A 24,109-nucleotide genomic window follows, 5' to 3' on the forward strand; every position below is an offset into this window, starting at 1 on the left:
GGTTGAATGGTTTTGGTATTTTTGTTTATTAAATTTTTTAAACTTTGATTCGTAATTTTTGGCGCAATTTTATTTTTGAAAGGGAGCTGGATAAAAATTTATCCATGAAGTCTCTAGACAAGGAATTTAAAATTAAAAGCGTTGCGATTTTAGTTGATCCAAAATTAGAAGTTGAAGCTCGTTTTTTTATGGATTTAGCAGCTGATCTTAATTTGCCAAAGGTTAAAATGAATTTAATGTTATTAAACAAAACCATTGAAATAGTGGACGAGCATCCTCAAACACTAAATTTAACTGAATTAAATTATTGGAGCAGTTTTAAAGGAGATTTATTAAATTTTTGTCAGTCAGAATATGATCTTTTGATTAATTATTACAACAAAAGCAATTCTATTTATTCATTGATAAGTACCAGAACCAAAGCCAAAATGAGTGTTGGTTTTGTTGGTGTAGATTCAAGAATTAATGATATTATATTTGACTTTGACCCAAAGGATAAGCATACTTTTAAAAAAGAATTGCTTAAGTATATGACAATTTTAAACAAGATATAAGTGGAGTTTTTAAAAGGTTCTGGAGTTGCTATGATTACTCCGTTTGATTCCAGTGGGAATATAGATTTTGATGCATTAACACGTATAGTTAATCATATAATCTCCGGTGGGATCGATTATATAGTAGTTATGGGAACTACTGCTGAAACTGCAACCCTGACTAAAGAGGAGCGAGCGCAAATAGTTTCCAAAATTATTGAAGTTAATGGCAATCGTGTTCCTTTAGTTTTGGGACTCGGAAGTAATAATACTGCAGAACTTATTTCAACAATAAAACAAACCGATTTATCTTCATTCAAGGCCTTATTGTCAGTATGTCCTTATTATACAAGACCAAGTCAAGAAGGTTTATACCAACACTTTAAGCTTGTTTCTGAAGCATCTGAAATCCCTGTTCTTTTATATAATGTACCTTCAAGAGCAGGAGTGTCCATATCGAACGAAACAACAGTTCGACTTGCAAACGATTGTTCAAATATTGTAGGAACAAAAGATGCTACAGGAGACTTAGATTCTGTTATTTCTTTAATTGACCAAGTTCCAAATGGTTTTCATGTGATTTCTGGAGATGATGCTCTTGCACTTCCAATAGTACTTGCTGGAGGATCTGGAGTCATATCGGTAATCGGTGGCGCATTATCCACTAAGGTTGCCCAAATGATTCGTTTAGGTTTAGAAAACAAAGAAGATCAAGCTCTTGTGTATCACAATCAAATTCTAGATATGATTGATTTGATTTTTCGTGAAGGAAATCCAACCGGAATCAAAAAACTCTCTCAAATTATAGGTTTATGTGAGCCAAATGTTCGTTTGCCTTTGGTTTCTGCAACCGAGGAGCTAGCCTCAGAAATAAAGGATAATTTAGCTGGTCTAAACTAGACCCTGAAGTTAAAATTTTGGTAAAATAGTACCCTCAATTTTATTTACAACTTACCTTTGAATTTTAATTTTCACATTGATTATATTTTAGTAGTTTTGCATCATGATTTTAAAAACCTTCAAATCTTTAGTAGTCTTATTGTTACTGATTTCACTAGCTAGTTGTAGCGATTATCAAAAACTACTTAATAATCCCGATATAAATCTTAAATATAAAGGAGCTGAAGCATATTACAATGCTGGAGAATACAAAAAAGCAAATCGAGTTTTAGAACAAATTGTCCCTTCTTATAGAGGTAAACCTCAGGCTCAAAGGATTATATTTTTCTACGCCAATAGTTTTTTTCAAATTAGGGATTACAATTTAGCAGCCTATCAGTTTGAAAGTTTTGTAAAAGCTTATCCGAAAAGTGATCGACTTCAAGAAGCATATTTTATGGCTGCAAAATCATATTATATGCTTTCTCCGAGATCCAGCTTAGACCAGCAGGATACTTATACTGCAATTGATAAGCTTCAGGTTTTTTTAGACAATTACCCAAACTCAGAGTTTAGCGAGGAAGCAAATACACTCATTGCAGAACTTCAGGTTAAGCTTGAAAAAAAGTTTTTCGAAATTTCTAAAAAATATCATACTATTAGGGACTACAAAGCTGCTTTAAATGCTTTTGACAACTTCATAAGCGACTTCCCAGGAACTCAATACAAAGAAGAAGCATTGTATTATAAGTTCCTTTCTAGCTATGAGTTAGCAATAAATAGTATCTTTGCCAAAAAAGAAGATCGACTTACCGATGCAGAAGAGCTCGGACGTACTCTTTTAAGTTATTTTCCGGAGTCGTTATTTCTGGATGATATTGATAAAAAATTAAAAACCATTAAAAAGGAATTGAACACCTTTGACCAATCAACAACAACAAATACAAAATAGCAAGGATGACAAAGTATAGAGAATCAAAAGCTCCAATCAGTACAACAACTTATGACAAGAATAAAGTTGAGGGAGAAACAAAGAACATCTACGAAGCATTATCTATTATTGCAAAGCGTTCCATGCAAATCAACTTAGATATTAAAAAAGAACTGCATGAAAAATTAGAAGAATTTGCAACTCACAATGATAGTTTAGAAGAGATCTTTGAAAACAAAGAGCAAATCGAAGTTTCTAAATTTTATGAAAGTCTTCCTAAGCCACACGCACTTGCAGTAGAAGAATGGTTACAAAATAGAGTATACCATCGAAAAACTGAAGAGTAGAGGATATGTCCTTCTTCCATGGTAAAAGGATCCTACTAGGTGTTTCAGGTGGAATAGCTGCTTACAAAACACCGGAGCTTGTTCGAGCTTTTATCAAACAAGGTGCAGAGGTACGGGTCATTATGACTCCTTCTTCTAAAGATTTTGTAACTCCACTTTCTTTAGCAACTGTATCTAACAATCCAGTTTATTCTTCATTTATTGCTGTGGATCAAGACAATCCTTTATGGAATAATCATGTTGAAATGGCTTTATGGGCAGATTTTATGCTCATCGCTCCTGCTACTTCAAACACCATTTCTTCAATGGTACACGCTCGTTGTACCAATTTACTACTAGCAGCTTATCTGTCGTCTCAATGCAAAGTTTTTGTCGCTCCTGCGATGGATTTAGATATGTATTCGCATCCCGGTAATCAAAAAAACTTAGATACTCTTGTTGAATATGGAGTAGAAGTACTTCCAACAGGCGAAGGATTCTTAGCTAGTGGCTTACAGGGTAAGGGACGCATGCTAGAGCCGCTAGAAATTGTCTCTTTGATAGAAAAAAGTATCTCTAAAAATTTACCATTAAGTTTAAAGAAAGTGGTAATTACTGCTGGTCCAACTCATGAGGCTATTGATCCGGTTCGATTCATAGGAAATAGTTCTTCCGGTAAAATGGGATTTGAATTAGCAAAAAGAGCAGCAAATTTAGGAGCTGAGGTAGTGTTAATAAGCGGGCCTACTTCTCAAAAAGTAGAACATCATAATATTCAGATCGAGCATGTGGTTTCTGCAGATCAAATGTTCGAGTTGTCAAAAAGTCATTTTCCTTCTGCTTCAATATTCATAGCTTCTGCTGCTGTTGCAGATTTCAAACCGGATCATAGTGCAACTCAAAAAATAAAAAAAGGCGAAAATTTTAATAAAATAAATCTAGTTCCAACTCCTGATATATTGGCTCATCTTGGGTCTATCAAAGAGAATCAATTTTTAGTCGGATTTGCTCTTGAAACAGAAAATGAAATTGATAACGCAAAGAAAAAATTAAAACATAAAAACTTAAATGCTATTGTTCTTAATTCTTTAAACGATCCTAACGCAGGATTTGGTGGCGATCAAAATAAAATCACTTATATTCAACCCAATACAGCTCCTATTTCGTTTGAATTGAAATCTAAACAAGCGGTAGCTGTCGATATTTTTGATCAAATAATCGTTTCTTATGAAAAATCTTCTTAGCCTATTTTTATTTTCTTTTATTTTTTCAGCAGGAAATGCTCAAGAGATTAATTTTCAATTGAGTGTAAATTCAGATCTCGTTAATCAAACAAATCAGCAGGTATTCAAAACTCTTGAAGTTAGTATAAATGAATTCATGAACAATAAAGCTTGGACGAATCAAAATCGTTTAAATGAGGAGAGGTTGGATTGTAGCATGGTTCTTAATTTAACTGCTTATAATGGATCTCAGTTTCAAGGAACACTTCAAGTTCAAATACAACGCCCCGTGTTTAATACCAATTTCAAAACCCCGATATTAAGTCACTTAGACAAGGACATAAATTTCACTTATCAGGAATTTCAACCACTTTTTTATAATACTTCAACCTACGAATCTAATCTAGTATCATTATTAAGCTTTTATGCTTTTTTGAGTTTAGGAATGGAAGCAGATACATTTAAATTGAATGGGGGCAATCCGTTTTATGCAACTGCACAACAGATTTTAAACTTAACGAGTCAAAATCAAAGTAAAGGATGGAATCAAGCAGATGGAAATAGAAGTCGTTACTGGCTTATAGAAACGCTTCGTTCTAACACCTTTAAAGAGTATCGAACGGTAATGTATGAATATCACCGAAAAGGATTGGATTTAATGACAGAAAATCCGGGTCAAGCAAAGCAGAATATAATCAACTCTATAGCCAGCTTAAACCGCTTGTATTCACGTCGACCAAATTCATTTTTAAATCAAATATTTTTTGATGCAAAATCAGATGAAATCGTTGATATTTTTTCGGATGGCCCTGAGGTAGATTTTCAAAGTTCTTTGAATCTTCTGAATAAAATAGCCCCTTTTTTTGGACCTAAATGGAAGCGCATTAAATACTAATCAATTTCTTTGAAATTAGCTTCGTTGTCGATTATCTTTGAAATTAATAAATCTATAAAGTAGTGCTAACAGGACTAATCATTAAAAATTTCGCTCTGATTGATCATTTAGAAGTAAACTTCTCAAATGGAATGACTAGCATTACTGGAGAAACAGGGGCGGGGAAGTCTATTCTCCTGGGCGGATTAGGTCTAGTATTGGGAAACAGGGCAGATTTGAGCACATTGAAGAACACAGAAGAAAAATGTTTCGTAGAAGCAACTTTTTCTATTCAAGATTATGAGCTAAAAGAATTATTCGAAGAACTTGATCTAGATTATGAATCAATAACCTTAATTCGAAGAGAAATTTTACCCTCAGGAAAATCTAGAGCTTTTGTAAACGATACTCCTGTTAATTTATCTTCCCTTCAGAGACTAGGGCAAGAACTTATTGATGTTCATTCTCAACATCAAACACTTTCTTTGACCCAATCAGATTATCAGCTAGAGGTTTTAGATGCTTTAGCATCGAATCAAAGCCTATTAGAAACCTATCGAACTAAGTTGTCTATTTTTAAGACAATAGATGACAAATTAAAAAAACTATTAGCTCTTCAATCCGAGCAAAAACAAGATTTAGACTATTCTACATTCCTTTTAGAAGAATTAATAGAAGCCAATTTGGAACCTGGTATGTTAATTCCACTTGAGGAAGAAGAACAAGAATTAATTCATGCTGAAGAAATAGGAATGAATTTAGTTAAATCAACTCAAATCATAAGTGCTGAACAAATTGGTGTAGAAGAACAGTTGAATGAAATTCGTTCTGCACTTCAGAAAGTATCTTCAGTTTCAGAAAAATACAATTCCCTTTTTGAGCGAATTGAGAGTATGAAAATAGAACTTCAAGATTTAAATCAAGACATTCAAGTACAAGCTGAACAAATTGAAGCAAATCCTTCTCGATTGGAGCAAATTAAGCAAATGCTTCAAAAGATATATGATCTTCAGGGAAAGCATCACTGCCAAACGGTTGAGGAGTTAATAGCGATTCGGGAATCATTGGATCAGAAAGTTCAGTCTACTGCTACACTAGGCGAGGATTTGATTCAATTGAAAGAACAAAGGGACGTTTTACTTCATGAACTCGAAGAGCTTGCAAGTCAGTTAACAGAAAAAAGAAAAACAACAATTCCTTCTTTAAGAGAAGAACTCGAGTCTTTATTATCTATCCTAGGAATGCCAAATGCTCGATTCAAAATAGATTTACAGCCAAGTGACCGATTACTTTCTCATGGGAAAGACAATTTACTCTTCGAATTTGCAGCGAACAAAGGCTCTAATTTCGGTCCATTAAAAAAGGTAGCTTCAGGAGGAGAATTATCTCGAATTATGCTTTCAATTAAAGCAATATTATCTCGATTCAAAACATTACCAACTATAATTTTTGATGAAATTGACACTGGAGTATCTGGTGAAGTTTCGTATAAAATTGGAGGAGTAATGCACGAAATGAGTCAATATATGCAGGTAATCACAATTTCACATTTACCACAAGTAGCAGCTAAAGGAGCTCACCATTTTAAAGTTTATAAAGAAACAAAGGATCAAAGTACTTATACACAACTTAAGAAGTTACAAACAGAAGATCGTATTCTTGAAATTGCTCAGATGCTGGGTGGGGAAGAAATTTCTGAAACAGCAATTCTACACGCAAAAGAATTATTGAATTAACGTATCTTTGTTATTTATTAATTTAATTATTTACATATGTCTCATCAACTTTTAGCTGGGAAAAGAGGAATTATTTTTGGAGCACTAGACAGTCAATCGATTGCATGGAAAACTGCAGAAAGCGTTCACGAACAAGGAGGTCAAATTGTTTTAACAAATGCACCCGTTGCGTTACGAATGGGAACCATTAACGAACTGGCGACTAAAGTAAATGCACCTGTAATACCAGCAGATGCAACATCAATAGAAGATTTAGAAAATCTAATAGACCAAGCTGTTGAGCATCTAGGAGGTCCTTTAGATTTTGTTTTACATTCAATTGGTATGTCTGTAAACGTAAGAAAAGGTAAACACTACACGGACCTTAACCATGATTGGATGACAAAAGGATGGGATGTTTCTGCCGTTTCTTTTCATAAATTGCTTCAAACCCTTTATAAGAAAGACGCAATGAAGGCAGGAGGTAGTATTGTAGCCTTAACTTATATTGCAGCACAACGTACATTCCCTAATTATAACGATATGGCGGACAATAAGGCGTATTTAGAATCCATCGCAAGAAGTTTTGGATACTTTATGGGGAAAGATAAACAAGTACGTGTCAATACAATTTCTCAATCACCTACATTAACTACAGCCGGACAAGGGGTAGAAGGATTAGATGGTTTTTTAAATTATGCTGAAAAAATGTCTCCCCTTGGAAATGCTTCTGCAAAAGAATGTGCAGACTACACGGTTATGATGTTTTCTGATTTCACACGAAAAGTAACGCTTCAGAATTTATTTCATGATGGAGGATTTTCAAATACGGGTGTAAGTCAAGATATCATTGATATGCTTCAAAAAGAATAGTAAGATTATTATGGAACAGCGTTTCCCTTTTCTCCACTCTTTACAAGATTTTTCTATGGGAAGAGGGAAGTCACGTTCATTTTTAATATTCTTGGGGCTTTCTTTTTTCTTTTGGATCATCACTAAATTTTCAAATCAGTATACAGAAGCCCTTAATTTTGAAATTGGAATAGATGACCTACCAGCAGAGGTCATTCCTTTGTCAAAAGATACTTCAGAGGTTCAAGTTACTTTATCCGCTTCCGGTTTTCAATTGATTTTTTTTAAGATTTTTATTGGAAAGCTAATGGTAAATGCGGATAAGGGTAATTTTGAAAATGGAATAGCTACAATTCCATTGGACTTTAGTATCAACGAAATTCAAAATCAATTATTTGGTGAAACAGAAATAAGATCTTTTTTCCCAAATACAATTAGCTTTGATTACTCTAGGCTTGACACGAAACGAATTCCGGTTAAACTCCCCTTAGAACTTGATGTGGTTGCAGGTTTTGGTGTTTCAGAGACTCCCCTAATAAATCCAGATAGTATCAGTGTAATTGGATCTTCAAAAATCCTAGACACCCTCAAAGCTGTTTATCTAAATCCAATTTCGTTCAGTAAAGTAACAGAGTCTTTTGAGAATGAGTTTGAATTATTCAATCCAGATTCATCACAACTAGAATTTTCGGAATCCCTTGTTAATCTCAAAGTGGTTATTGATAGATTTTCAGAAAAAACATTGAATGTTCCTATTCGTATTACTAATGTTCCTGATTCAATCACATTGAAGTTATTTCCAAGCTCAATAAAAATTACGTTTTCAGCTAGTTTGACTGATATTAAATACATTAATCCTTCAGACTTTGTGTTTACTTGTGATTATAATTCAATTAAAAAAGGGGTAGAGGGATTACCAATATATTTCAAAGAACAACCAGAACACATCCAAAATATACGTTGGTCTCCAAAACAAGTAGAATATTTAATCCGTAAATAATATGCCAAAAATAATCGGACTTACGGGTGGCATAGGAAGTGGGAAAACTAAAGTAACTGCTCGTTTTTTAGAACTAGGAATCCCTTGTTATATAGCAGATGATGAAGCGAAGAAGCTGATGAATACCAGCACTGCAATTCGAGACGCGGTTATTAATGAGTTTGGAGAAGCTTCTTATGAAAATAATGAACTCAATACGACTTTTTTAGCAGCTATTGTTTTCAATGATTCCAATAAACTATCGAAGCTAAATGCTATTGTTCATCCAGAAGTTGCAAAAGATTTTGAAGCTTGGGTTGCTATCCAAAAGACTCCCTATGTAATTAAAGAAGCGGCAATCTTATTTGAAAATGGAGGTTTTGAAAAATGCAATGAAACCATACTTATAACTGCGCCCAAAGACATCCGAATGAAGCGAGTTTTAGCCCGAGATAGGAGTAGTGTAGAGGCAATAGAACAACGAATGTCTAAGCAGTGGAGTGATGATAAAAAGAAACCTCTTGCTAGTTATGTAATAGAAAACATTGATTGGGAAAAAACTCTAATCCAAATCGATGCAATTCATAAAAAGTTAATTTAAATTAAATATCACGCGTGAATTAACAATGTTTTAGCATCTTGTTAATTATTTATTAGTGAAATTTGTACCCATATTTGTTGTCAGTTTATGAAGAAAAAACATTTTTTATCCTTAGTTGCATTCATGATATTATCCCTATCGGGAGTTATATTCATTCAAGGATACTGGATAAATACTTCTTTAAGTAATATAGAAGAGGAGTTCTCGTTAACAGTCCGACAAGCCCTTAGTTCTGTTGCAGAAGAAGTTCAAGAACGAGAATTACGATATTATTTTGATCGATTTGAAACTGTTATAGATTCTGCGGGCTCTCCAGAAACCTCTGAATTCAGAGATGTATTTTTATTTTATGACAATGATGCACCCTCTAATTTGTCTGCTCTTCATGCTTTTGGAATCTTAAAGGAAGATTATAATATTCCCTCGAACAGTAATTTTAGTAATAGTTTAAATCCTAATTCAAAAATATCAGACTTTAAAGGGGTACGAACGACTACCATTCTAAAAGAAAATTTTGATCGTGAAAATCGTGTTTCGTTAACGATTGAAAAACTTAAAGATTTTGAACGAATCAATGCTTTCGATAGAGCAACTTACAAGGCTTTTTTCTCCAATATTGCAAATACGTTCCCCATACACAAAAGATTAAATTCATATGAGTTAGAAGTAATTCTTCGTCGTGCTCTTATAGACAGAGACATCATTACACCCTTTGAATTTGGAGTTTTTAGTGATGGTTTAGCCACGAAGGTTACTTCAAATAATTATTCTGAATCTCAAAAAGGACCCAATTATTCAGTTCCTTTATTTTTACAGAACGAAGGTGTAAATACCTATGATCTAATTGTTTCTTTTCCAAAAAAGAATGTGTATTTAAGATCTTCTATTATTGGAATAACCTCTCTTTCTTTTGTTTTAACCTTACTTATAATTGTGGTTTGTGCATATTCTATTTATGAAATTGTTCAACAAAAGAAAATCTCAGAAATCAAATCTGACTTCATAAACAATATGTCGCATGAATTTAAAACACCCATTGCAACTATAAATTTAGCCATTGATGCTTTGCAGAATAAGGTGGTTAAAGAAGATGAAGAAAAGGTAGATCGTTATTTAAAAATGCTGAGAGAAGAAAACAAGCGCATGCAAGATCAGGTTGAAAATGTCTTGATGATTTCTCAGTTAGAACGAGGGACTACCCCCTTGGATTTACAGTCCTATGCTATGAATCCAATCGTAAGTGAGGCCATCAGTCATGTTGCTTTAATTGTGAAAAGTAAAAATGGAATCATTAAAAGTGAACTTAATGCGGCAAAGCAAAGTGTGGTAGTCGATAAAAATCATTTTATGAATGTTTTTGTCAATCTATTAGATAATGCAATTAAGTATTCCTCTGAGTCTCCTTTGATTTATGTCAATACATATAACGAATCAAATTTTTGGGTTTTTGAAATAAAAGACCATGGAATTGGTATGGACCAAGAAACTTTGAAGTTAATTTTTAAGAAATTTTATCGCCGTCAAGGAGGTAATATCCATAATATTAAAGGACATGGATTGGGGTTGTCTTATGTAAAAAAAATTATAGAATTACATAACGGCACGATTCATGTAAGTAGTTTAATAGATGAAGGCACAATTTTTAAAATACGATTGCCAATATCTAAGTCTAAAATAAATATATAGCAATGAAATTAGAAAGTAAGAAGATATTATTAGTTGAGGATGACCCTAATTTTGGAAATATTCTAAAAGAGTATTTATCTATGAATGGGTATGAAGTGACATTAGCTAAAAATGGAATTGAAGGTTTTGAGAAATTCAAAAAAGACCTATTTGACTTATGTTTGTTAGACGTAATGATGCCATATAAAGATGGCTTTACTCTCGCTAAAGAAATTCGTGAAAAAAACGATCTAATTCCGCTGATCTTCTTAACTGCTAAAACGTTAAAAGAAGATGTTTTAAAAGGGTTTAAAATCGGAGCTGATGACTATATATCAAAACCGTTTGATTCCGAGGTTTTACTGGCTAAAATTAAGTCCATACTCTCTAGAAGAGTAGCTCAACCTTCAATTGAATCTGAAGAAATTGATTTCAAGATCGGAGCCTTTACTTTTAATTCTAAGCTTAGAATGTTGCATTTTGAAGATCAAGAACCGATTAAGTTATCTCCAAAGGAAAATCAATTATTACGTTTGTTAGCGTTGCATGTTAATGATCTTTTGTCTCGTGAAACTGCATTAAATAAGATATGGCACGACGATAATTACTTTACCTCTAGAAGTATGGATGTGTACATCGCAAAACTCAGAAAATACTTACGACTGGATCCCAATGTCGAAATTTTGAACATCCATGGAGAAGGATTTCGTTTGGTTGTAAATGTAGCTTCAGAATAACTATTTATTATTTCTAGGATGAAACTCCTCCAGCACTTCACTTAAGTGTTGTGTGTCTAAGTGCATATAAACTTCAGTAGTTGTAATACTTTCATGACCCATTAAAGTTTGAATGGTTCTAAGATCTGCGCCATTTTCCAACAGGTGAGTTGCAAATGAATGTCTAAAGGTGTGCGGGCTAATTTTCTTATTAATCCCGACGGTTTTAGCGAGTTGTCGAACGATTGTAAAAATCATAGCACGGGTTAGTTTTTTCCCATTTCTATTTAAAAATAAAGTATCTCGATCCTCTTTTGCTATTTTATTCAATATCCGAATATCTGCGAGGTAGATACGGATGAATTTTTTAGCAAAAGCCCCCATAGGAACCAGTCTTTGCTTATTTCCCTTTCCAGTAATGAGCATCATGTTTTCATCAAAATACACATCTGAAATCTTTAAACCTACCAGTTCACTTACCCGTAACCCGCTACCGTAAAGGGTTTCTAATATTGCTCGATTCCTGTGACCTTGTGCATGACTGAGGTCTATGCCCTCTAATAATTTCTCAATTTCATTGATTGTTAAAACTTCTGGAAGTTTTCTTCCTAATTTTGGACTTTCGATTAAATCGATGGGAGAAGATTCAATGTAATTTTCAAATATTAGAAAATTAAAAAAACTCTTCAGACCCGAAATCCTTCGAGCTTGGGACCTCGAACCTAAATTCTCCTCGTATAAAAACTGCTGAACATTTTCTTTAGAGCAATTTAAAGGGGTGCTTTTCTTGTTGTCAGAAAAATACTTAATGAGCGCCATTACATCCAAACAATAGCTGCTGATCGAGTTTTCTGATAAGCCGCGTTCAATTTTAAGAAACTGTTTGTATTCTATTAATGCCTCATTCCATTGCATGGTTCAAAATTAAGCTTTTTAGGGTTTATTTTTTCTGTTCTTTAGATAGTAAATTGATTCTAAAAAAAGTTTGACTATTTTTGTTTAAAATTCAACCTATGAAAATTAGCATAATCAACGGTCCAAACCTAAACCTTCTGGGTCAACGCGAACCAGGTATCTATGGTAGTCAGACATTTGAAACATTTTTTGCTGAATTGCAATCTAAATTTCCAGAAGTTGAATTAGATTATTTTCAATCCAACATAGAAGGGGAGTTAATCGATCAACTTCATAAAGTAGGCTTTTCGTCGGATGGAATTATTTTAAATGCTGCCGCATACACTCATACTTCAGTAGGACTAGGAGATGCAATTAAAGCAATTGACACCTCAGTTATAGAAGTCCACATTTCCAATACGTTTGCACGAGAAGATTTTAGACACACCTCTTATATAACTCCAAACGCAAAAGGACTAATTCTAGGCTTTGGCATGGATTCTTACCGACTGGCAATCGAAAGTTTTATAAAGTAGTCTGCTTTAACTCTATAGAGCTTCAAACTCTTGTTTTTTTTGCTCAAACCATTCTTGCATGGCTGCAGCATCTTTCATTAAATCTTGCATCACCGACATGGCTTCTACATGCGCTGGATCTTTTTTTAGGAACATTTCTTTTCCATGTGCTTTACTTTGTTTTACTATATCCTCAAAAGAAGTTCCTTTAAATACCGTAGAGCAGGCTCCTCCTAATTCTTTGCAAGTCATTGATTTCATGTGTGATGGGTTTTAATTTTTATTTCAATCTCATTTTTAATAAATCGGGTTTAAAACCAATTTTTTTATAAGCAGACAAGGCACTTTCGTTCTCTGCATAAACGTCTAACTGTACTTCGGTTATATTTTGCTTCTTGGCCCACTCGATTAGTTCTTTACAGAGTATTCCATTCAATCCCTCCCCTCGGTGAGATGGTGCTACATACATGAATCCCAAATAAGCATAAAATTCAGGGTTTTTGTAGGGAGGTGATTTTTTTATTAATGCATAGCCAGAGGCAACAATTTTGTTTTTAATAAGAAGAACTAACAATTGGGCATCTGTTCGTGCAATTAGATCTTTAAGATCGTAATAAGAAATCGGATCCTTTTTTAAATTAGAAGCAAAAGGTCTTTCATAAGCGATAACCCCTTGCTCAAATTCTTTTAACGTTTCGATATCAGTAATTTGAGCTGCTCTAATCTCAAAATGATCTTCAGTCATAAAAAGTAATTTTCGTTTAAAGAATAATAAATATAGTTATTTAATGCGGTTATAATTAGCGCTCTATAGTATTATAAGTAAATATTATTCTTTTACTACTCATGTTAATAGTATTACTATTATATTTGCTTATAAGTTTATGGAACAATTGCATTTACAAATCATGATAAGCCCGGAGCTTTACACTAAAAACCCTGATTCTTCTGATCTGGGAAAGAAAATAGTGTCTAAAAGCATCTCGATGATAGATGATTTGGGTTTTGAAAATTTTACTTTTAAAAAGTTAGGAATCGAAATTGGTTCTAATGAGAGTTCTATTTATAGATATTTTGAGAGTAAACATGCATTGTTAATTTATTTGATCAACTGGTATTGGAGCTGGATCGAATACAAAATTGTATTTGCTACTTTAAACATCAATTCACCGATTGAAAAATTAGAAAAAGCAATAAAAATCCTAACAGAAGAGGTTGTTGAGGATAATTCATTCTCTTACATCAATGAGGTTATCCTAACAAAGATTATAATTTCGGAGTCTTCTAAAGCTTATCATACAAAAGAAGTCGATAAAGAAAATGAAAAAGGATTTTACAAAACCTACAAAAATGTTGTAGAACGGGTTTCTAGCCTAGTTTTAGAAATAAACCCAACATTCGAATATCCTCATATGTTAGTCTCTACCGTAATCGAAGGGGCACATCACCAACGTTATTTTTCAAAGCACTTACCTTCTCTAACAGATTTTGAAGAAGGTAAAAATAACATAGCTTGTTTTTACAACGATTTAGTATTTAAACTCATTAAAACCGATGCATAGAATTAATAATATTTCTTTATCGGCACTTTTTATATTTTCCATAGTATTTGGATCTATGGTTATTCGACCTATAGTTGAATCTTTGGAACTTTTTCAGAATTCAGACCATACTTGGGTTGAGTATGCTTTAGACGAAAACTCAAGTGAACAAGAAAACTCAGATGAGAAAGACGCTGAGAATGAAAACGAAGAAATCTATTTCTTGAATGTAATGAGTTCTATGAATTTATATACCCACAAACAAAACACCTTCATAGAGCAACACGCATTTTTTGACATCGTTCTCAAAACGTATTTTCCGCCTCCGGAAATAAGTTAGACTTCCACGAAATTATAATCTACTGGCTTGTTCCCTGTAGTTTATTATGTACGTATTTTTTCAAATTTAATTTTGCCAAAAGCAATTGGCATTTAATCTATTTTAATTAATGAATAATTCAAATCCTTTTAAAAATTTCAAAAACGATATTCCAGCTAGTATCGTTGTATTTTTTGTTGCAATTCCCTTATGTTTAGGAATTGCATTAGCTAGTGGAGCACCGCTATTTTCCGGACTTATTTCGGGTATAATAGGGGGTGTGGTTGTTGGAGCATTAAGTGGCTCTCAAGTCGGTGTTAGTGGACCTGCAGCTGGTTTAGCTGCGATTGTACTTACTGCGATTGGTACTCTTGGTGGTTTTGAGAACTTCTTACTTGCGGTTGTACTTGGTGGTGCTATCCAAGTTTTATTCGGAGTACTCAAGGCCGGTGTTATCGGTTATTACTTTCCTTCTTCTGTAATTAAAGGAATGCTAACTGGTATTGGAATCATAATCATCCTCAAACAAATTCCTCACTTCTTTGGTTATAAAGCCAATCTTGAAGGAAACTTTGCTTTTTTCCATATCGATGGTGAAAACACATTTTCTGAAATCTTAAATTCTATAAATTACATTAGCCCAGGCGCTACGCTAATCGCATTAATTGCAATGGGAATTTTGTTGTTATGGAGTAATGTATTGGTGAATAAAGGAAAGATATTCCAACTAATTCAAGGTCCTTTAGTTGCCGTTCTTGGAGGTATCATATACTATGTAGCTACAAAAAACAGTGCTACTTGGAGTGTTTCTTCAGATTTGCTAGTAAGTGTTCCAGTACCGGAAGATGCTGCATCATTTTTTGGTCAATTCAGCTTTCCTAATTTTGGTGAAATAGCCAATCCACAGATTTGGATCACAGCCTTTACAATTGCCTTAGTTGCTAGTTTAGAAACCTTACTATGTGTAGAAGCTACTGATAAGATCGATCCATTAAAACGAGTTACCCCAACAAACAGAGAATTATTAGCTCAGGGAACTGGAAATATACTTTCTGGTTTAATCGGAGGGTTACCCGTAACACAGGTTATTGTAAGAAGTTCAGCGAACATTCAGTCAGGAGGAAAAACTAAAATGGCTGCAATTATTCACGGTCTATTACTTCTAGTGTCTGTAATCATGATTCCTACTTTATTAAATAAAATACCACTTTCTGTATTAGCGGCTATCTTATTTATTGTAGGATACAAACTGGCAAAGCCTGCTTTATTCAAAGAAATGTATCTTTTAGGGTGGAAGCAGTTTACTCCATTCGTAGTGACCGTTTTAGGGATCATTTTCACAGACCTTTTAATAGGTATTGCTCTTGGTCTTTCTGTTGGAATTGTTGTAATTCTAATTAAGAGTTTCCAAAATTCTCATTTCTTACACATCGAAGACCACAGCGATGGAGTTCACAAAATTAAAATGACTCTTGCAGAAGAAGTAACCTTCTTCAATAAAGGAGCAATTTTAAAAGAACTAGACAGTTTGCCAAATGAAAGTATTTTAGATTTAGATGTAAGAAAAACTCGTTATTTAGATAACGATATCATCGAAATTCTAGAGGATTTCTCTGAAAAAGCAAAAAACAGAAATATAAAGATTAATTTAATTTCGGAACGTGGTGTTCAAGAGAACCCAGATAGTTTCATTCAATTTTTTCAATTGAACCCAAAACAATAATAACTTTTTACATAAATAATTATGAATGCACAAACAAAAGAATCACAAGATTTAATGACCCCTCAATCTTCATTAGATGCCTTAATTGCAGGAAATGAAAGATTTGTAAGCGGAACACAGGTAAACAGAAATTTAAACACACAGGTAGAACAAACAAGCGGGGGACAATATCCATTCGCAACCGTTTTACACTGTATAGATTCACGTGTATCTGCGGAACACATTTTTGACCAAGGAATTGGAGATTTGTTTAGTATTAGAATCGCGGGGAACTTTGTAAACGAAGACATCCTAGGGAGTATGGAGTTTGCTTGTAAACTAGCAGGAACTAAAGTTCTTGTAGTTCTTGGCCATACTGCTTGTGGAGCTGTAAAAGGAGCTTGTGACCATGCTCGTTTAGGAAACCTTACCGCTTTAATTAACAAATTAGAGCCAGCAGTAGACGCTGTAGAATCTCCAGCGGACGCGGACCTTCGTAACTCTTCAAACATCGATTTCGTAAACGATGTAGCGGCTAAAAACGTGGAGATGACGATCGATAATATTCGCAGCAGAAGTTCAATACTTGCAGAGATGGAAACAAAGGGTGAAATCAAAATCGTTGGAGGGATGTATGACATCGCTACAGGGAAAGTTTCTTACTATGAATAAAAACATCTTCCTCACGGCAGCATTAGCATTCTTGCTAATGTTGCCTAATTTAGCTAAAGCCCAAGAAAGCGACCTGGGGAACTGGCTTATTTATATTGGAAGTAAAAAGTTAAATAGTAAATGGAATCTGCACAACGAGATTCAGTACAGAAACTATGATGCTATTGGCGATCTTGAGCAGTTGTTGTTACGAACAGGAATTGGGTATAACCTTTCTGAGAATAATAATAACCTCTTGTTAGGGTATGGATTTATCAAATCCGAAAACTACGCTCAAAATGGTTTGGATAAGATTACGGTAAACGAACATCGTATCTTCCAGCAGTTTACTTCTAAACAAAAAGTAGGTAGGTTATCGTTAACCCATCGTTATCGTTTTGAACAACGTTTCGTTGAAGAGGAATTTAAAGCTCGATTTCGTTATTTCTTAGCCTTTAAATTACCGTTTAAAGGGACAGAAGAAACACCGTCTAAATATTATTTATCTGCTTATAACGAAATCTTCTTAAACACTAAATCCTCTGTTTTTGACCGCAATCGTGTGTATGGCGGAATCGGATATCAATTGAATAAAAACGTTCGCTTAGAAGCAGGGTATATGAACCAGTTTTTTGAATCGAGTGGGAGGGATCAGGTCAACTTAATAACCTTTGTAAACTTCTAATCAATACATTCACAAAATAAAAAGCAGCCAAAGGCTGCTTTTTTTATTCCTACTTAGGTTAATAGTAAAATTCACCTGGGATTACGAATATTAAAATCGGTTCATTTTCTTGTAAACGTAATTGTTTGTAAAGCTCTAGCAGCAATCTTAACTGGGTAAGATTCGTTAGCTAAACCAAGTTCTAGCTCAAGCACTTCCTCTGTTTTATTATATACCACTACCGCAATGGAATTATCGGGATTCAGGGCGGCTGTATAAATAAGACCCGCTGCCTGCTCTCCGCTGATATCAATTCTATGGGCTCCCGGGCGAATGAACTTACTAAAATGACTTAGTAAATAGTACAACGGCGTATAGATAACCTCGTCCGTAACAGGATTAATTAGCACCGGCGCACTGTTGAAGTTTTCGTAGGGATTGGGTTTTCCTTCGTTGCTTAGAATCATACACCACTCAACATACCCCTGAGCTCCGTGGTTTATGTCCGTAATGATATCATAAGCATAGGTATCAAAAGGGATAAAAACTCCAGCATAATCCGTGCTTTCTCTCCAATACTGCCCCACAGGATCATCAGCGTCAATGTCAATACTCGATTCCGTGTGGATCATTCCTTTACTGGGCCAGCTTGTTCTTAAAACATCCAAATCCGCTGCAAACCAATTATTTTCATCCAGTTCTGAATTTGCATACCAATGAAACGCAGTCCCCCAAGCGTATTTAGCCGCTTCAGGATCGTTATAAGTAGCAGCAACGTAGTTGTTCATGGTAGACTTATTGTGGTCGTAAATTAAAATACGCAGACCCTCGTTTAGGTCTTCAAGATTTATATGACCATCTCGGACAAACTGTGGCCCTAAGTGATCTCTTAAAAACACGCGTCCCTGTTCGGGAGTAAATCCATTGCTATCCCATCGTGCGTCATGTGCGTGTAGGGGTTCGTTTTGGGGGGTAATTCCCCAGAGATCAATTCCTTGTTCCTTGTAAGCAGTCACATATTTAGAAAGGTATTTTGCCCAAACTCCATAATATTCCGGGCGTATGGATCCGTTGGTCATTAAGGCGGTTTCTCCCGACTTCATCCAGGAAGGTGGACTCCATGGAGAAGCAATGATTTTAAAATCAGCTCCGTCCACTGCAGCAGCTTCTAGCATCATGGGAATCATATCGTATTCTGGGGTAACCAGTTCAATGCCACGCACCTGATCATTTTCATCTCCTGTAAACCCTTTAAGATCTTCGTTAATACTAAAAGAAGCTAAACTGCGGTCACCTGCATCAACATAGGTATAGTGGTTGTTTGCATAGTCGCTGCTGTTGATGTGCGTTCGCGTAAGCGAAAAACCAGCCCCCAGCGTTGGGCTAAAAAGACGCTCCAGGACCTCCTTCCGAAGTTTTACAGGAATTGTAGCCAAATTCCAAGCCGAAGACTCCGTAAACGAAGCACCAAAACCGATGTATTCTTGAAACTTTTGATCTGGGTTTATCGCTAAACTTAAGGTTTTTAAATTGTTTTCAGTAGGCTCGGAGGCAACCCATTGTAGGTTATCCCCAGCTGCTGATGTCTGGTAAGCTGTAACTTTATAAGAGTTCTTTTGGTCGGCGCAAGAGGAGTATAGGAGGGAAACAAGGAATATCTGAAGCAGCGTTCCTTTTAATTTTAAAGGTCTAAGCATTGATTGGTATGTTATGATTAAATCGAATGAACCAAAGTTAGGTAATTTATAGGATGGAGCGGTAAGTAGATGCTGATATAACGGTACCGCTTCGGATTGTTTCGGTTTTATTTTTTATTAAAAAAACCCTGCAGCCCGTTGATCCCTTTCAAGCATCCATTAAAAAGTAAACCCGCTACCAGTCCCAACAAAAAACCAGCTGCTCCCAATAACAGAGGCATTCCAATAAGTGCCCCAAAAGCTAGGAGGGTACCGTAACTCAATCCGGGAGTTCCATAAGTTCCCGAAGAAAGAAATTCCATACTCACCAACGCATCAATTAAGAAGCCCCCAACGGAATAGAACAGTCCACATAAAAAGCCAATAAGCACTCCCAAGACTGCTAGAAATTTAGCTGAGGAGATCGGGCTTATTGTTTTTCTATTGGACATCTAGGTTATTGATTTATGGACTTCAATTCTTTATGGTAGTTTTCGATGCGTGCATGCGCCGTTCCGTCTACTAATAAAAGAATGATCAAGAAGGTAATGGACGTAATGCCAATTGCTCGCCAAGTAGGGGTGTTTAAAAATAGGATCAGTAAAGCAGCTGCGATAATCATAATCGGAATAACCCTAAACACCCCTGTATACTCTTTTAAGGTCGCCTCTGTTCGTTCGATCTCGGATTGATAAAAAGTGGTGGCATCTGCGGTATGTGCTTTTGCAAATTGGGTGATTCTCATTTTGTTGTTATAAAATAAGCCCACCCCAATGATTAGGAGAAGTAAACCCGCTACGGCGGTCGGAATTATATAGGCTTTGGCTAAATCGGTTTTGCCCATTTGCCAAAACCCAATGCTCGCACTAAAGAATGCTAATGCAAAGTATAGGAAGAAACGGGTCGAAAATACTTCCGCTTTTGCCCATTCGGTCGCTAGTTTTAAAAGTTCCATGCTTGATTCTAGTTTATATTTTTAATTGTTCGTAAAAATATATTTTTTTTCAACACCCTGGGGATTGAGTATTTGGGGTTTTAGGAGAGATTAACATTCATGTTTCTTGTGAATGTTCAAAGGCAAGGGGTAGGGTTGTTGTAGTGTTTAGTGTTGAGGTTTTGTTTTACGTGTTTGTTCAAGATTAGTAGCGGATTTAGGTACGGTTTTTCGTCCGACAGGAACGGATAATTAGGCGGCCAATTTTTGCAAGAAGCCGTTTCAATGAGTTGATCTACCTAAAGAGATTGTGATTTTTATTTTAAATCATCAGAAAAATGACCCTTGTGTTTCCCTTTTGAAAATTTCTCTTTGTTGAATTCATTTGATTTCCCTTTAGGAATGGATAGGCTTTCCCATTGGCTCGCTTGAATCATTCTTCCGATATAGACTAATTGACCAATATGATAAGAATAATGCGCTAATTGTCGGTTTATAGCTTCAACTATTGAGTGTTCCTGATTTCTTATGTAAATTTTTGTTTCAAAGTTATCCTCCGTAACCGAGTCTAACGCATCAAACAAACATTGCCATCCCTCATTCCATTTTTCGAGTAGTTCGTGTTTTGACTTTATAACCGCTTCAAATTCCGACTCTCTATTCCGCCATTCTTTTTCTCCGTCGGAGGTTAAAAAATTAGTCCAACGTGATTTCATATTCCCCCAAAGGTGATTTACAATGATTGCAATAGAATTTGATTCTTCGTTGTATTCCCAGAACAGGTCTTTTTCATTAAGTTGAAGGAATGTTTTTTCTCCTACAGTTTTATAATATTCGAATTGCTTTTTTATACTATTTAGATATTCATTTTTCATTCAGCGTTGAGTTTTAGTTGTTACGTAAGAGTTGTATTTAGCCAGCCGTTAAGCGGCTATGATTTTATATTGATTTTAACAGATACGGAGATCTCAAGTGAGGGGTGCGAACCATTTCATGTTCTAATGTGTTGCTGACTTTTGCCATGCTATAGCTCCTCTAGTAATTTTCTTGCTTCATCAATTTGAAGAGATACCAGGTAATAGAATACCTGGTCGAGTACTTGATTTTCATATTGCTTCCCTTTGTGTTCTTTGCGTTTTTGGTATAGCTTTACTGCCAATTCTAAATCTTCTTTACGATATTCAACTCCGAACCATTCTTGTAGTATCTCTAATCTTTGATATTCAAACTCTAATGAGGGTTCGATTATAGTTCCTTCACCCCAATCATTCCAGGTTGGAATTTGTAAGAAATCCAAATCATTCTCAGTTGCAATTTCAAGAACATCTCTTAGTCTTTCTCCATTCCTTGGGTCTTTGGTTTCAAAACCATCTCCCCAACCGCCTTCTGTGTAATAATCTTCGAATCCAGGCATCGCTTCCCCAATACATAAATCATAACGTTCATTACAATAGCTATAAAATCCATTTAAATTTTCCACTTTATTTGCCCAGGCAAACTCTCCTTTTGCGATATCTTCTAAATTGTTGTTCTCAATATCATAATTTAAAGTAGACAAGGCATATTCGTCTGATATTACAGATCTCCATTCTTGGGAGGTCATCCCACTTTGTGGGCCAAAGGTCAGAACCAACGGTAGGTTGTTATAATGAACATAATTCTGATCTGAGAAAAAATGCTCTGCCATATAATCAAAATGATTTTGGGTTAAATCCACCACAGTTCCAAGTCCGTTTTCTGATGCAATTCTCGCAGCATTGTCTTCATAAACGATAACATAATCTAAACCCGCTTTTTTGAGCCACGGGATTATCTCTTTGGTATGCTCATGAAGCAGGTTCCAATCATAGAAATCGGTATTACTTAGGTAATCTATCATAACGCCATCGAGTCCTGTTAACTTCATGATTGTTACTGCATACTCACAATAATCTGGCTCTCCGTTATCATAGGCCCCAATTAAAGGAGTATAATGTGATGCCACGCTACCCGTTTCTGGATTGATATTAGACATTGTCCAATGGGAGCCCCAACCCTCGAAGTTGCTGTTTCCATATTCACTGAATTCAGGGGATTCAAACCAAGGCATATAGTGCGCAAATGTTGGAAGATTATTTGATTTTGAAACTACAACGGGATCAAATGGCTGCACCTCAAATAATCTTGGCTCTTGGTCTTCAGCACTACAAGAAATAAGTAGTATTGCTGCAACTATATGTAAAACTAATTTTGTTAAGCTCATCCTATTTGTTTCATATCGAGTAGGTAAGGGGAGCTTTAGCCCGAATCCCTCATGGAAACGGATCTAATATAAACGCTCTAGCGGCTCGTTCCTCCAAGAGCAATAAATCTCCTTGGTTCACAATTTACTAAAAATCGTTTAGCTGTTTGGTACTTATTAAGCTACACTCAAAACTTGGGGCAAAAAAAAACCAGCCCGAAGGCTGGTTGTATTATGTAATGAACGGTAGGTTCTATGTAATAAGTGGTTTATAAGTGAATCACCTCGTCGTAGGCATCAGCTACCGCTTCCATCATTGCCTCACTCATGGTCGGGTGGGGGTGTACTGCTTTCAGTACCTCATGACCGGTAGTTTCGAGCTTACGCCCCAAAACAGCTTCTGCAATCATGTCGGTAACACCTGCACCAATCATGTGGCATCCGAGCCACTCGCCGTATTTAGCGTCAAAAATAACCTTTACAAAACCGTCGGTAGTTCCTCCAGCTTGTGCTTTTCCAGAAGCAGAGAACGGGAATTTACCCACTTTAAGTTCGTATCCTTGTTCCTTCGCTTGTGCTTCGGTAAGACCAACCGAGGCAATCTCTGGAGAGGCATAGGTACATCCAGGAATGTTTCCGTAGTCAAGTGGTTCCACGTTGTGCCCTGCAATTTTCTCAACACACAAAATCCCTTCCGCAGAAGCAACGTGTGCTAGGGCTTGCCCAGAGGTTACATCTCCGATGGCATAATATCCAGGAAGGTTGGTTTGATAAAAGTCGTTTACTAAGATCTTATCGCGGTCTACAGCGATCCCTACTTCTTGTAGGCCTATGTTTTCGATGTTTGTTTTGATCCCCACAGCCGATAATACAACATCAGCCTTAAGAGATTCTTCTCCTTGAGCTGTTTTGATGGTTGCAGTAACTCCTTTTCCTTTCGTATCTACGTGCGTTACCTCTGCATTGGTGAGGATGTTGATCCCTGCCTTTTTGAAAGAACGCTCCAATTGCTTAGAAACTTCTTCATCTTCAACCGGAACAATACGATCTTGGAACTCAACCACGGTTACTTCCGTTCCCATAGCGTTGTAGAAGTGAGCAAATTCGATTCCGATGGCACCAGAACCCACTACAATTAGTTTCTTAGGTTGTTTTGGCAAAGTCATTGCTTCTCGGTATCCGATTACCTTCACACCGTCCTGAGGAAGGCTAGGAAGCTCTCTAGAGCGTGCTCCAGTCGCAATGATTATGTGTTTAGCGTCGTAAATGGTTTCTTTATCATCTAAAGTAACACTTACTTGTTTCTTAGGAAGAATTTTCCCGAAACCGCTGATAACGTCAATTTTATTCTTTTTCATTAAAAACTGAACACCTTTACTCATTCCGGCAGCAACGTTTCTACTGCGGTTTACTACCGCGTCAAAATCTTTGTCGTAATCAGTAACTTTAAGTCCATAGTCTGAAGCGTGCTTAAGATAATCGAACACCTGTGCAGACTTAAGTAAGGCTTTAGTTGGGATACATCCCCAGTTTAGACACACACCACCCAAGCTTTCTTTTTCAATTACAGCTGTTTTTAACCCCAATTGAGAAGCACGGATTGCAGTTACATATCCACCAGGTCCACTTCCTAAAACTATTACGTCATAATTTGTCATAAAAATCAATTTTTAGATGGTGCAAAAGTACAAAAAAACT

27 protein-coding genes are annotated in these 24,109 nt (G+C 35.6%); 18 read left to right on the top strand and 9 right to left on the bottom strand.

The window, feature by feature from the left end:
- Positions 1-44: 44 nt before the first annotated feature.
- From NG655_RS04480 to NG655_RS04535, 12 genes are all read left to right on the top strand, one after another.
- Complete coding sequence (locus NG655_RS04480; RefSeq protein ID WP_252158144.1) at positions 45-554, top strand: DUF6913 domain-containing protein; 510 nt, start codon at positions 45-47, stop codon at positions 552-554.
- Positions 555-1,433 carry a 4-hydroxy-tetrahydrodipicolinate synthase gene (dapA, locus tag NG655_RS04485; protein ID WP_252158145.1) on the top strand — a complete coding sequence of 293 codons (879 nt, stop codon included), beginning with the start codon at positions 555-557 and terminating at the stop codon, positions 1,431-1,433.
- 103 nt (positions 1,434-1,536) lie between these two features.
- Entirely contained in the window at positions 1,537-2,364 is an 828-nt protein-coding gene (locus tag NG655_RS04490) for an outer membrane protein assembly factor BamD (RefSeq protein ID WP_252158146.1), read from the top strand.
- A 5-nt stretch (positions 2,365-2,369) separates the two neighbouring features.
- The gene (locus NG655_RS04495; protein WP_252158147.1) at positions 2,370-2,690 is read left to right on the top strand and encodes a DNA-directed RNA polymerase subunit omega; all 321 of its coding nucleotides are present in this window, start codon (positions 2,370-2,372) and stop codon (positions 2,688-2,690) included.
- Between the two features lie 5 nt (positions 2,691-2,695).
- Positions 2,696-3,913 carry a bifunctional phosphopantothenoylcysteine decarboxylase/phosphopantothenate--cysteine ligase CoaBC gene (gene coaBC / locus NG655_RS04500; RefSeq protein WP_252158148.1) on the top strand — a complete coding sequence of 406 codons (1,218 nt, stop codon included), beginning with the start codon at positions 2,696-2,698 and terminating at the stop codon, positions 3,911-3,913.
- Complete coding sequence (porD, locus tag NG655_RS04505; RefSeq protein WP_252158149.1) at positions 3,897-4,787, top strand: type IX secretion system protein PorD; 891 nt, start codon at positions 3,897-3,899, stop codon at positions 4,785-4,787. Before coaBC ends, porD begins: the two co-directional genes overlap by 17 nt.
- A gap of 62 nt (positions 4,788-4,849) precedes the next feature.
- Positions 4,850-6,502 (top strand): DNA repair protein RecN, encoded by a 1,653-nt coding sequence (recN, locus tag NG655_RS04510; RefSeq protein ID WP_252158150.1) that lies wholly within the window; start codon positions 4,850-4,852, stop codon positions 6,500-6,502.
- Positions 6,503-6,538: 36 nt separating this feature from the next.
- Positions 6,539-7,354 (top strand): enoyl-ACP reductase FabI, encoded by an 816-nt coding sequence (locus tag NG655_RS04515; protein WP_252158151.1) that lies wholly within the window; start codon positions 6,539-6,541, stop codon positions 7,352-7,354.
- A 10-nt stretch (positions 7,355-7,364) separates the two neighbouring features.
- Positions 7,365-8,333, top strand: coding sequence for a CdaR family protein (locus tag NG655_RS04520; protein WP_252158152.1), 969 nt, complete (start codon positions 7,365-7,367; stop codon positions 8,331-8,333).
- Between the two features lies 1 nt (position 8,334).
- On the top strand, positions 8,335-8,913 hold the full coding sequence (coaE, locus tag NG655_RS04525; RefSeq protein ID WP_252158153.1) for a dephospho-CoA kinase: 579 nt from the start codon (positions 8,335-8,337) through the stop codon (positions 8,911-8,913).
- Positions 8,914-9,000: 87 nt separating this feature from the next.
- Positions 9,001-10,599 (top strand): sensor histidine kinase, encoded by a 1,599-nt coding sequence (locus NG655_RS04530; RefSeq protein ID WP_252158154.1) that lies wholly within the window; start codon positions 9,001-9,003, stop codon positions 10,597-10,599.
- 2 nt (positions 10,600-10,601) lie between these two features.
- Complete coding sequence (locus tag NG655_RS04535; RefSeq protein ID WP_252158155.1) at positions 10,602-11,315, top strand: response regulator transcription factor; 714 nt, start codon at positions 10,602-10,604, stop codon at positions 11,313-11,315.
- Here NG655_RS04535 and xerD read toward each other — a convergent pair whose 3' ends face one another.
- Positions 11,316-12,209 carry a site-specific tyrosine recombinase XerD gene (xerD, locus tag NG655_RS04540; protein WP_252158156.1) on the bottom strand — a complete coding sequence of 298 codons (894 nt, stop codon included), beginning with the start codon at positions 12,207-12,209 and terminating at the stop codon, positions 11,316-11,318.
- A 98-nt stretch (positions 12,210-12,307) separates the two neighbouring features.
- Between xerD and NG655_RS04545 the strand changes: the two genes are divergently transcribed.
- Positions 12,308-12,724 (top strand): type II 3-dehydroquinate dehydratase, encoded by a 417-nt coding sequence (locus NG655_RS04545; protein WP_252158157.1) that lies wholly within the window; start codon positions 12,308-12,310, stop codon positions 12,722-12,724.
- A 12-nt stretch (positions 12,725-12,736) separates the two neighbouring features.
- Here the strand turns inward: NG655_RS04545 and NG655_RS04550 are convergent, their stop codons facing one another.
- Both NG655_RS04550 and NG655_RS04555 read right to left on the bottom strand, forming a co-directional pair.
- On the bottom strand, positions 12,737-12,964 hold the full coding sequence (locus NG655_RS04550) for a DUF1059 domain-containing protein (RefSeq protein ID WP_252158158.1): 228 nt from the start codon (positions 12,962-12,964) through the stop codon (positions 12,737-12,739).
- Between the two features lie 19 nt (positions 12,965-12,983).
- A complete protein-coding gene (locus NG655_RS04555; protein WP_252158159.1) occupies positions 12,984-13,448 on the bottom strand; it encodes a GNAT family N-acetyltransferase in 465 nt (154 codons plus the stop codon).
- A 139-nt stretch (positions 13,449-13,587) separates the two neighbouring features.
- Here NG655_RS04555 and NG655_RS04560 point away from each other — a divergent pair, with 139 nt between their 5' ends.
- The 5 genes from NG655_RS04560 (at position 13,588) to NG655_RS04580 (ending at position 17,601) form a co-directional block, all read left to right on the top strand.
- The gene (locus NG655_RS04560) at positions 13,588-14,265 is read left to right on the top strand and encodes a TetR/AcrR family transcriptional regulator (protein ID WP_252158160.1); all 678 of its coding nucleotides are present in this window, start codon (positions 13,588-13,590) and stop codon (positions 14,263-14,265) included.
- Positions 14,258-14,584 (top strand): hypothetical protein, encoded by a 327-nt coding sequence (locus tag NG655_RS04565; protein ID WP_252158161.1) that lies wholly within the window; start codon positions 14,258-14,260, stop codon positions 14,582-14,584. The genes NG655_RS04560 and NG655_RS04565 overlap by 8 nt, the downstream gene beginning before the upstream one ends.
- A 109-nt stretch (positions 14,585-14,693) precedes the next feature.
- Positions 14,694-16,286, top strand: a complete 1,593-nt coding sequence (locus NG655_RS04570) for a SulP family inorganic anion transporter (protein WP_252158162.1) — start codon at positions 14,694-14,696, stop codon at positions 16,284-16,286.
- 21 nt (positions 16,287-16,307) lie between these two features.
- Complete coding sequence (locus NG655_RS04575) at positions 16,308-16,937, top strand: carbonic anhydrase family protein (protein WP_252158163.1); 630 nt, start codon at positions 16,308-16,310, stop codon at positions 16,935-16,937.
- Positions 16,930-17,601, top strand: a complete 672-nt coding sequence (locus tag NG655_RS04580; protein ID WP_252158164.1) for a DUF2490 domain-containing protein — start codon at positions 16,930-16,932, stop codon at positions 17,599-17,601. The genes NG655_RS04575 and NG655_RS04580 overlap by 8 nt, the downstream gene beginning before the upstream one ends.
- Positions 17,602-17,702: 101 nt before the next feature.
- Here the strand turns inward: NG655_RS04580 and NG655_RS04585 are convergent, their stop codons facing one another.
- The 6 genes from NG655_RS04585 to lpdA form a co-directional block, all read right to left on the bottom strand.
- On the bottom strand, positions 17,703-19,277 hold the full coding sequence (locus NG655_RS04585; protein ID WP_252158165.1) for a glycoside hydrolase family 30 protein: 1,575 nt from the start codon (positions 19,275-19,277) through the stop codon (positions 17,703-17,705).
- Positions 19,278-19,384: 107 nt separating this feature from the next.
- Complete coding sequence (locus NG655_RS04590; RefSeq protein ID WP_252158166.1) at positions 19,385-19,708, bottom strand: hypothetical protein; 324 nt, start codon at positions 19,706-19,708, stop codon at positions 19,385-19,387.
- 5 nt (positions 19,709-19,713) lie between these two features.
- A complete protein-coding gene (locus tag NG655_RS04595) occupies positions 19,714-20,211 on the bottom strand; it encodes a hypothetical protein (RefSeq protein ID WP_252158167.1) in 498 nt (165 codons plus the stop codon).
- A gap of 296 nt (positions 20,212-20,507) precedes the next feature.
- Positions 20,508-21,065, bottom strand: a complete 558-nt coding sequence (locus NG655_RS04600) for a DUF1572 family protein (protein ID WP_252158168.1) — start codon at positions 21,063-21,065, stop codon at positions 20,508-20,510.
- A gap of 149 nt (positions 21,066-21,214) precedes the next feature.
- Complete coding sequence (locus NG655_RS04605; protein ID WP_252158169.1) at positions 21,215-22,432, bottom strand: glycoside hydrolase family 71/99 protein; 1,218 nt, start codon at positions 22,430-22,432, stop codon at positions 21,215-21,217.
- Positions 22,433-22,680: 248 nt separating this feature from the next.
- Positions 22,681-24,069: a dihydrolipoyl dehydrogenase gene (gene lpdA / locus NG655_RS04610; protein WP_252158170.1), complete on the bottom strand. Its 1,389-nt coding sequence runs from the start codon at positions 24,067-24,069 to the stop codon at positions 22,681-22,683.
- Positions 24,070-24,109: the final 40 nt, after the last annotated feature.

This window comes from Candidatus Arcticimaribacter forsetii, assembly GCF_910589745.1.
GTDB classification, from domain to species: domain Bacteria; phylum Bacteroidota; class Bacteroidia; order Flavobacteriales; family Flavobacteriaceae; genus Arcticimaribacter; species Arcticimaribacter forsetii.

What these genes read in the sequence shown, in the direction of transcription:
- NG655_RS04490 (WP_252158146.1), top strand. Translation starts at nt 1,537, where the DNA reads ATGATTTTAAAAACCTTCAAATCTTTAGTAGTCTTATTGTTACTGATT.
- NG655_RS04495 (WP_252158147.1), top strand. Translation starts at nt 2,370, where the DNA reads ATGACAAAGTATAGAGAATCAAAAGCTCCAATCAGTACAACAACTTAT.
- coaBC (WP_252158148.1), top strand. Translation starts at nt 2,696, where the DNA reads ATGTCCTTCTTCCATGGTAAAAGGATCCTACTAGGTGTTTCAGGTGGA.
- porD (WP_252158149.1), top strand. Translation starts at nt 3,897, where the DNA reads ATGAAAAATCTTCTTAGCCTATTTTTATTTTCTTTTATTTTTTCAGCA.
- NG655_RS04515 (WP_252158151.1), top strand. Translation starts at nt 6,539, where the DNA reads ATGTCTCATCAACTTTTAGCTGGGAAAAGAGGAATTATTTTTGGAGCA.
- NG655_RS04520 (WP_252158152.1), top strand. Translation starts at nt 7,365, where the DNA reads ATGGAACAGCGTTTCCCTTTTCTCCACTCTTTACAAGATTTTTCTATG.
- coaE (WP_252158153.1), top strand. Translation starts at nt 8,335, where the DNA reads ATGCCAAAAATAATCGGACTTACGGGTGGCATAGGAAGTGGGAAAACT.
- NG655_RS04530 (WP_252158154.1), top strand. Translation starts at nt 9,001, where the DNA reads ATGAAGAAAAAACATTTTTTATCCTTAGTTGCATTCATGATATTATCC.
- NG655_RS04535 (WP_252158155.1), top strand. Translation starts at nt 10,602, where the DNA reads ATGAAATTAGAAAGTAAGAAGATATTATTAGTTGAGGATGACCCTAAT.
- xerD (WP_252158156.1), bottom strand. Translation starts at nt 12,209, where the DNA reads ATGCAATGGAATGAGGCATTAATAGAATACAAACAGTTTCTTAAAATT.
- NG655_RS04545 (WP_252158157.1), top strand. Translation starts at nt 12,308, where the DNA reads ATGAAAATTAGCATAATCAACGGTCCAAACCTAAACCTTCTGGGTCAA.
- NG655_RS04550 (WP_252158158.1), bottom strand. Translation starts at nt 12,964, where the DNA reads ATGAAATCAATGACTTGCAAAGAATTAGGAGGAGCCTGCTCTACGGTA.
- NG655_RS04555 (WP_252158159.1), bottom strand. Translation starts at nt 13,448, where the DNA reads ATGACTGAAGATCATTTTGAGATTAGAGCAGCTCAAATTACTGATATC.
- NG655_RS04560 (WP_252158160.1), top strand. Translation starts at nt 13,588, where the DNA reads ATGGAACAATTGCATTTACAAATCATGATAAGCCCGGAGCTTTACACT.
- NG655_RS04565 (WP_252158161.1), top strand. Translation starts at nt 14,258, where the DNA reads ATGCATAGAATTAATAATATTTCTTTATCGGCACTTTTTATATTTTCC.
- NG655_RS04570 (WP_252158162.1), top strand. Translation starts at nt 14,694, where the DNA reads ATGAATAATTCAAATCCTTTTAAAAATTTCAAAAACGATATTCCAGCT.
- NG655_RS04575 (WP_252158163.1), top strand. Translation starts at nt 16,308, where the DNA reads ATGAATGCACAAACAAAAGAATCACAAGATTTAATGACCCCTCAATCT.
- NG655_RS04580 (WP_252158164.1), top strand. Translation starts at nt 16,930, where the DNA reads ATGAATAAAAACATCTTCCTCACGGCAGCATTAGCATTCTTGCTAATG.
- NG655_RS04585 (WP_252158165.1), bottom strand. Translation starts at nt 19,277, where the DNA reads ATGCTTAGACCTTTAAAATTAAAAGGAACGCTGCTTCAGATATTCCTT.
- NG655_RS04590 (WP_252158166.1), bottom strand. Translation starts at nt 19,708, where the DNA reads ATGTCCAATAGAAAAACAATAAGCCCGATCTCCTCAGCTAAATTTCTA.
- NG655_RS04595 (WP_252158167.1), bottom strand. Translation starts at nt 20,211, where the DNA reads ATGGAACTTTTAAAACTAGCGACCGAATGGGCAAAAGCGGAAGTATTT.
- NG655_RS04600 (WP_252158168.1), bottom strand. Translation starts at nt 21,065, where the DNA reads ATGAAAAATGAATATCTAAATAGTATAAAAAAGCAATTCGAATATTAT.
- NG655_RS04605 (WP_252158169.1), bottom strand. Translation starts at nt 22,432, where the DNA reads ATGAGCTTAACAAAATTAGTTTTACATATAGTTGCAGCAATACTACTT.
- lpdA (WP_252158170.1), bottom strand. Translation starts at nt 24,069, where the DNA reads ATGACAAATTATGACGTAATAGTTTTAGGAAGTGGACCTGGTGGATAT.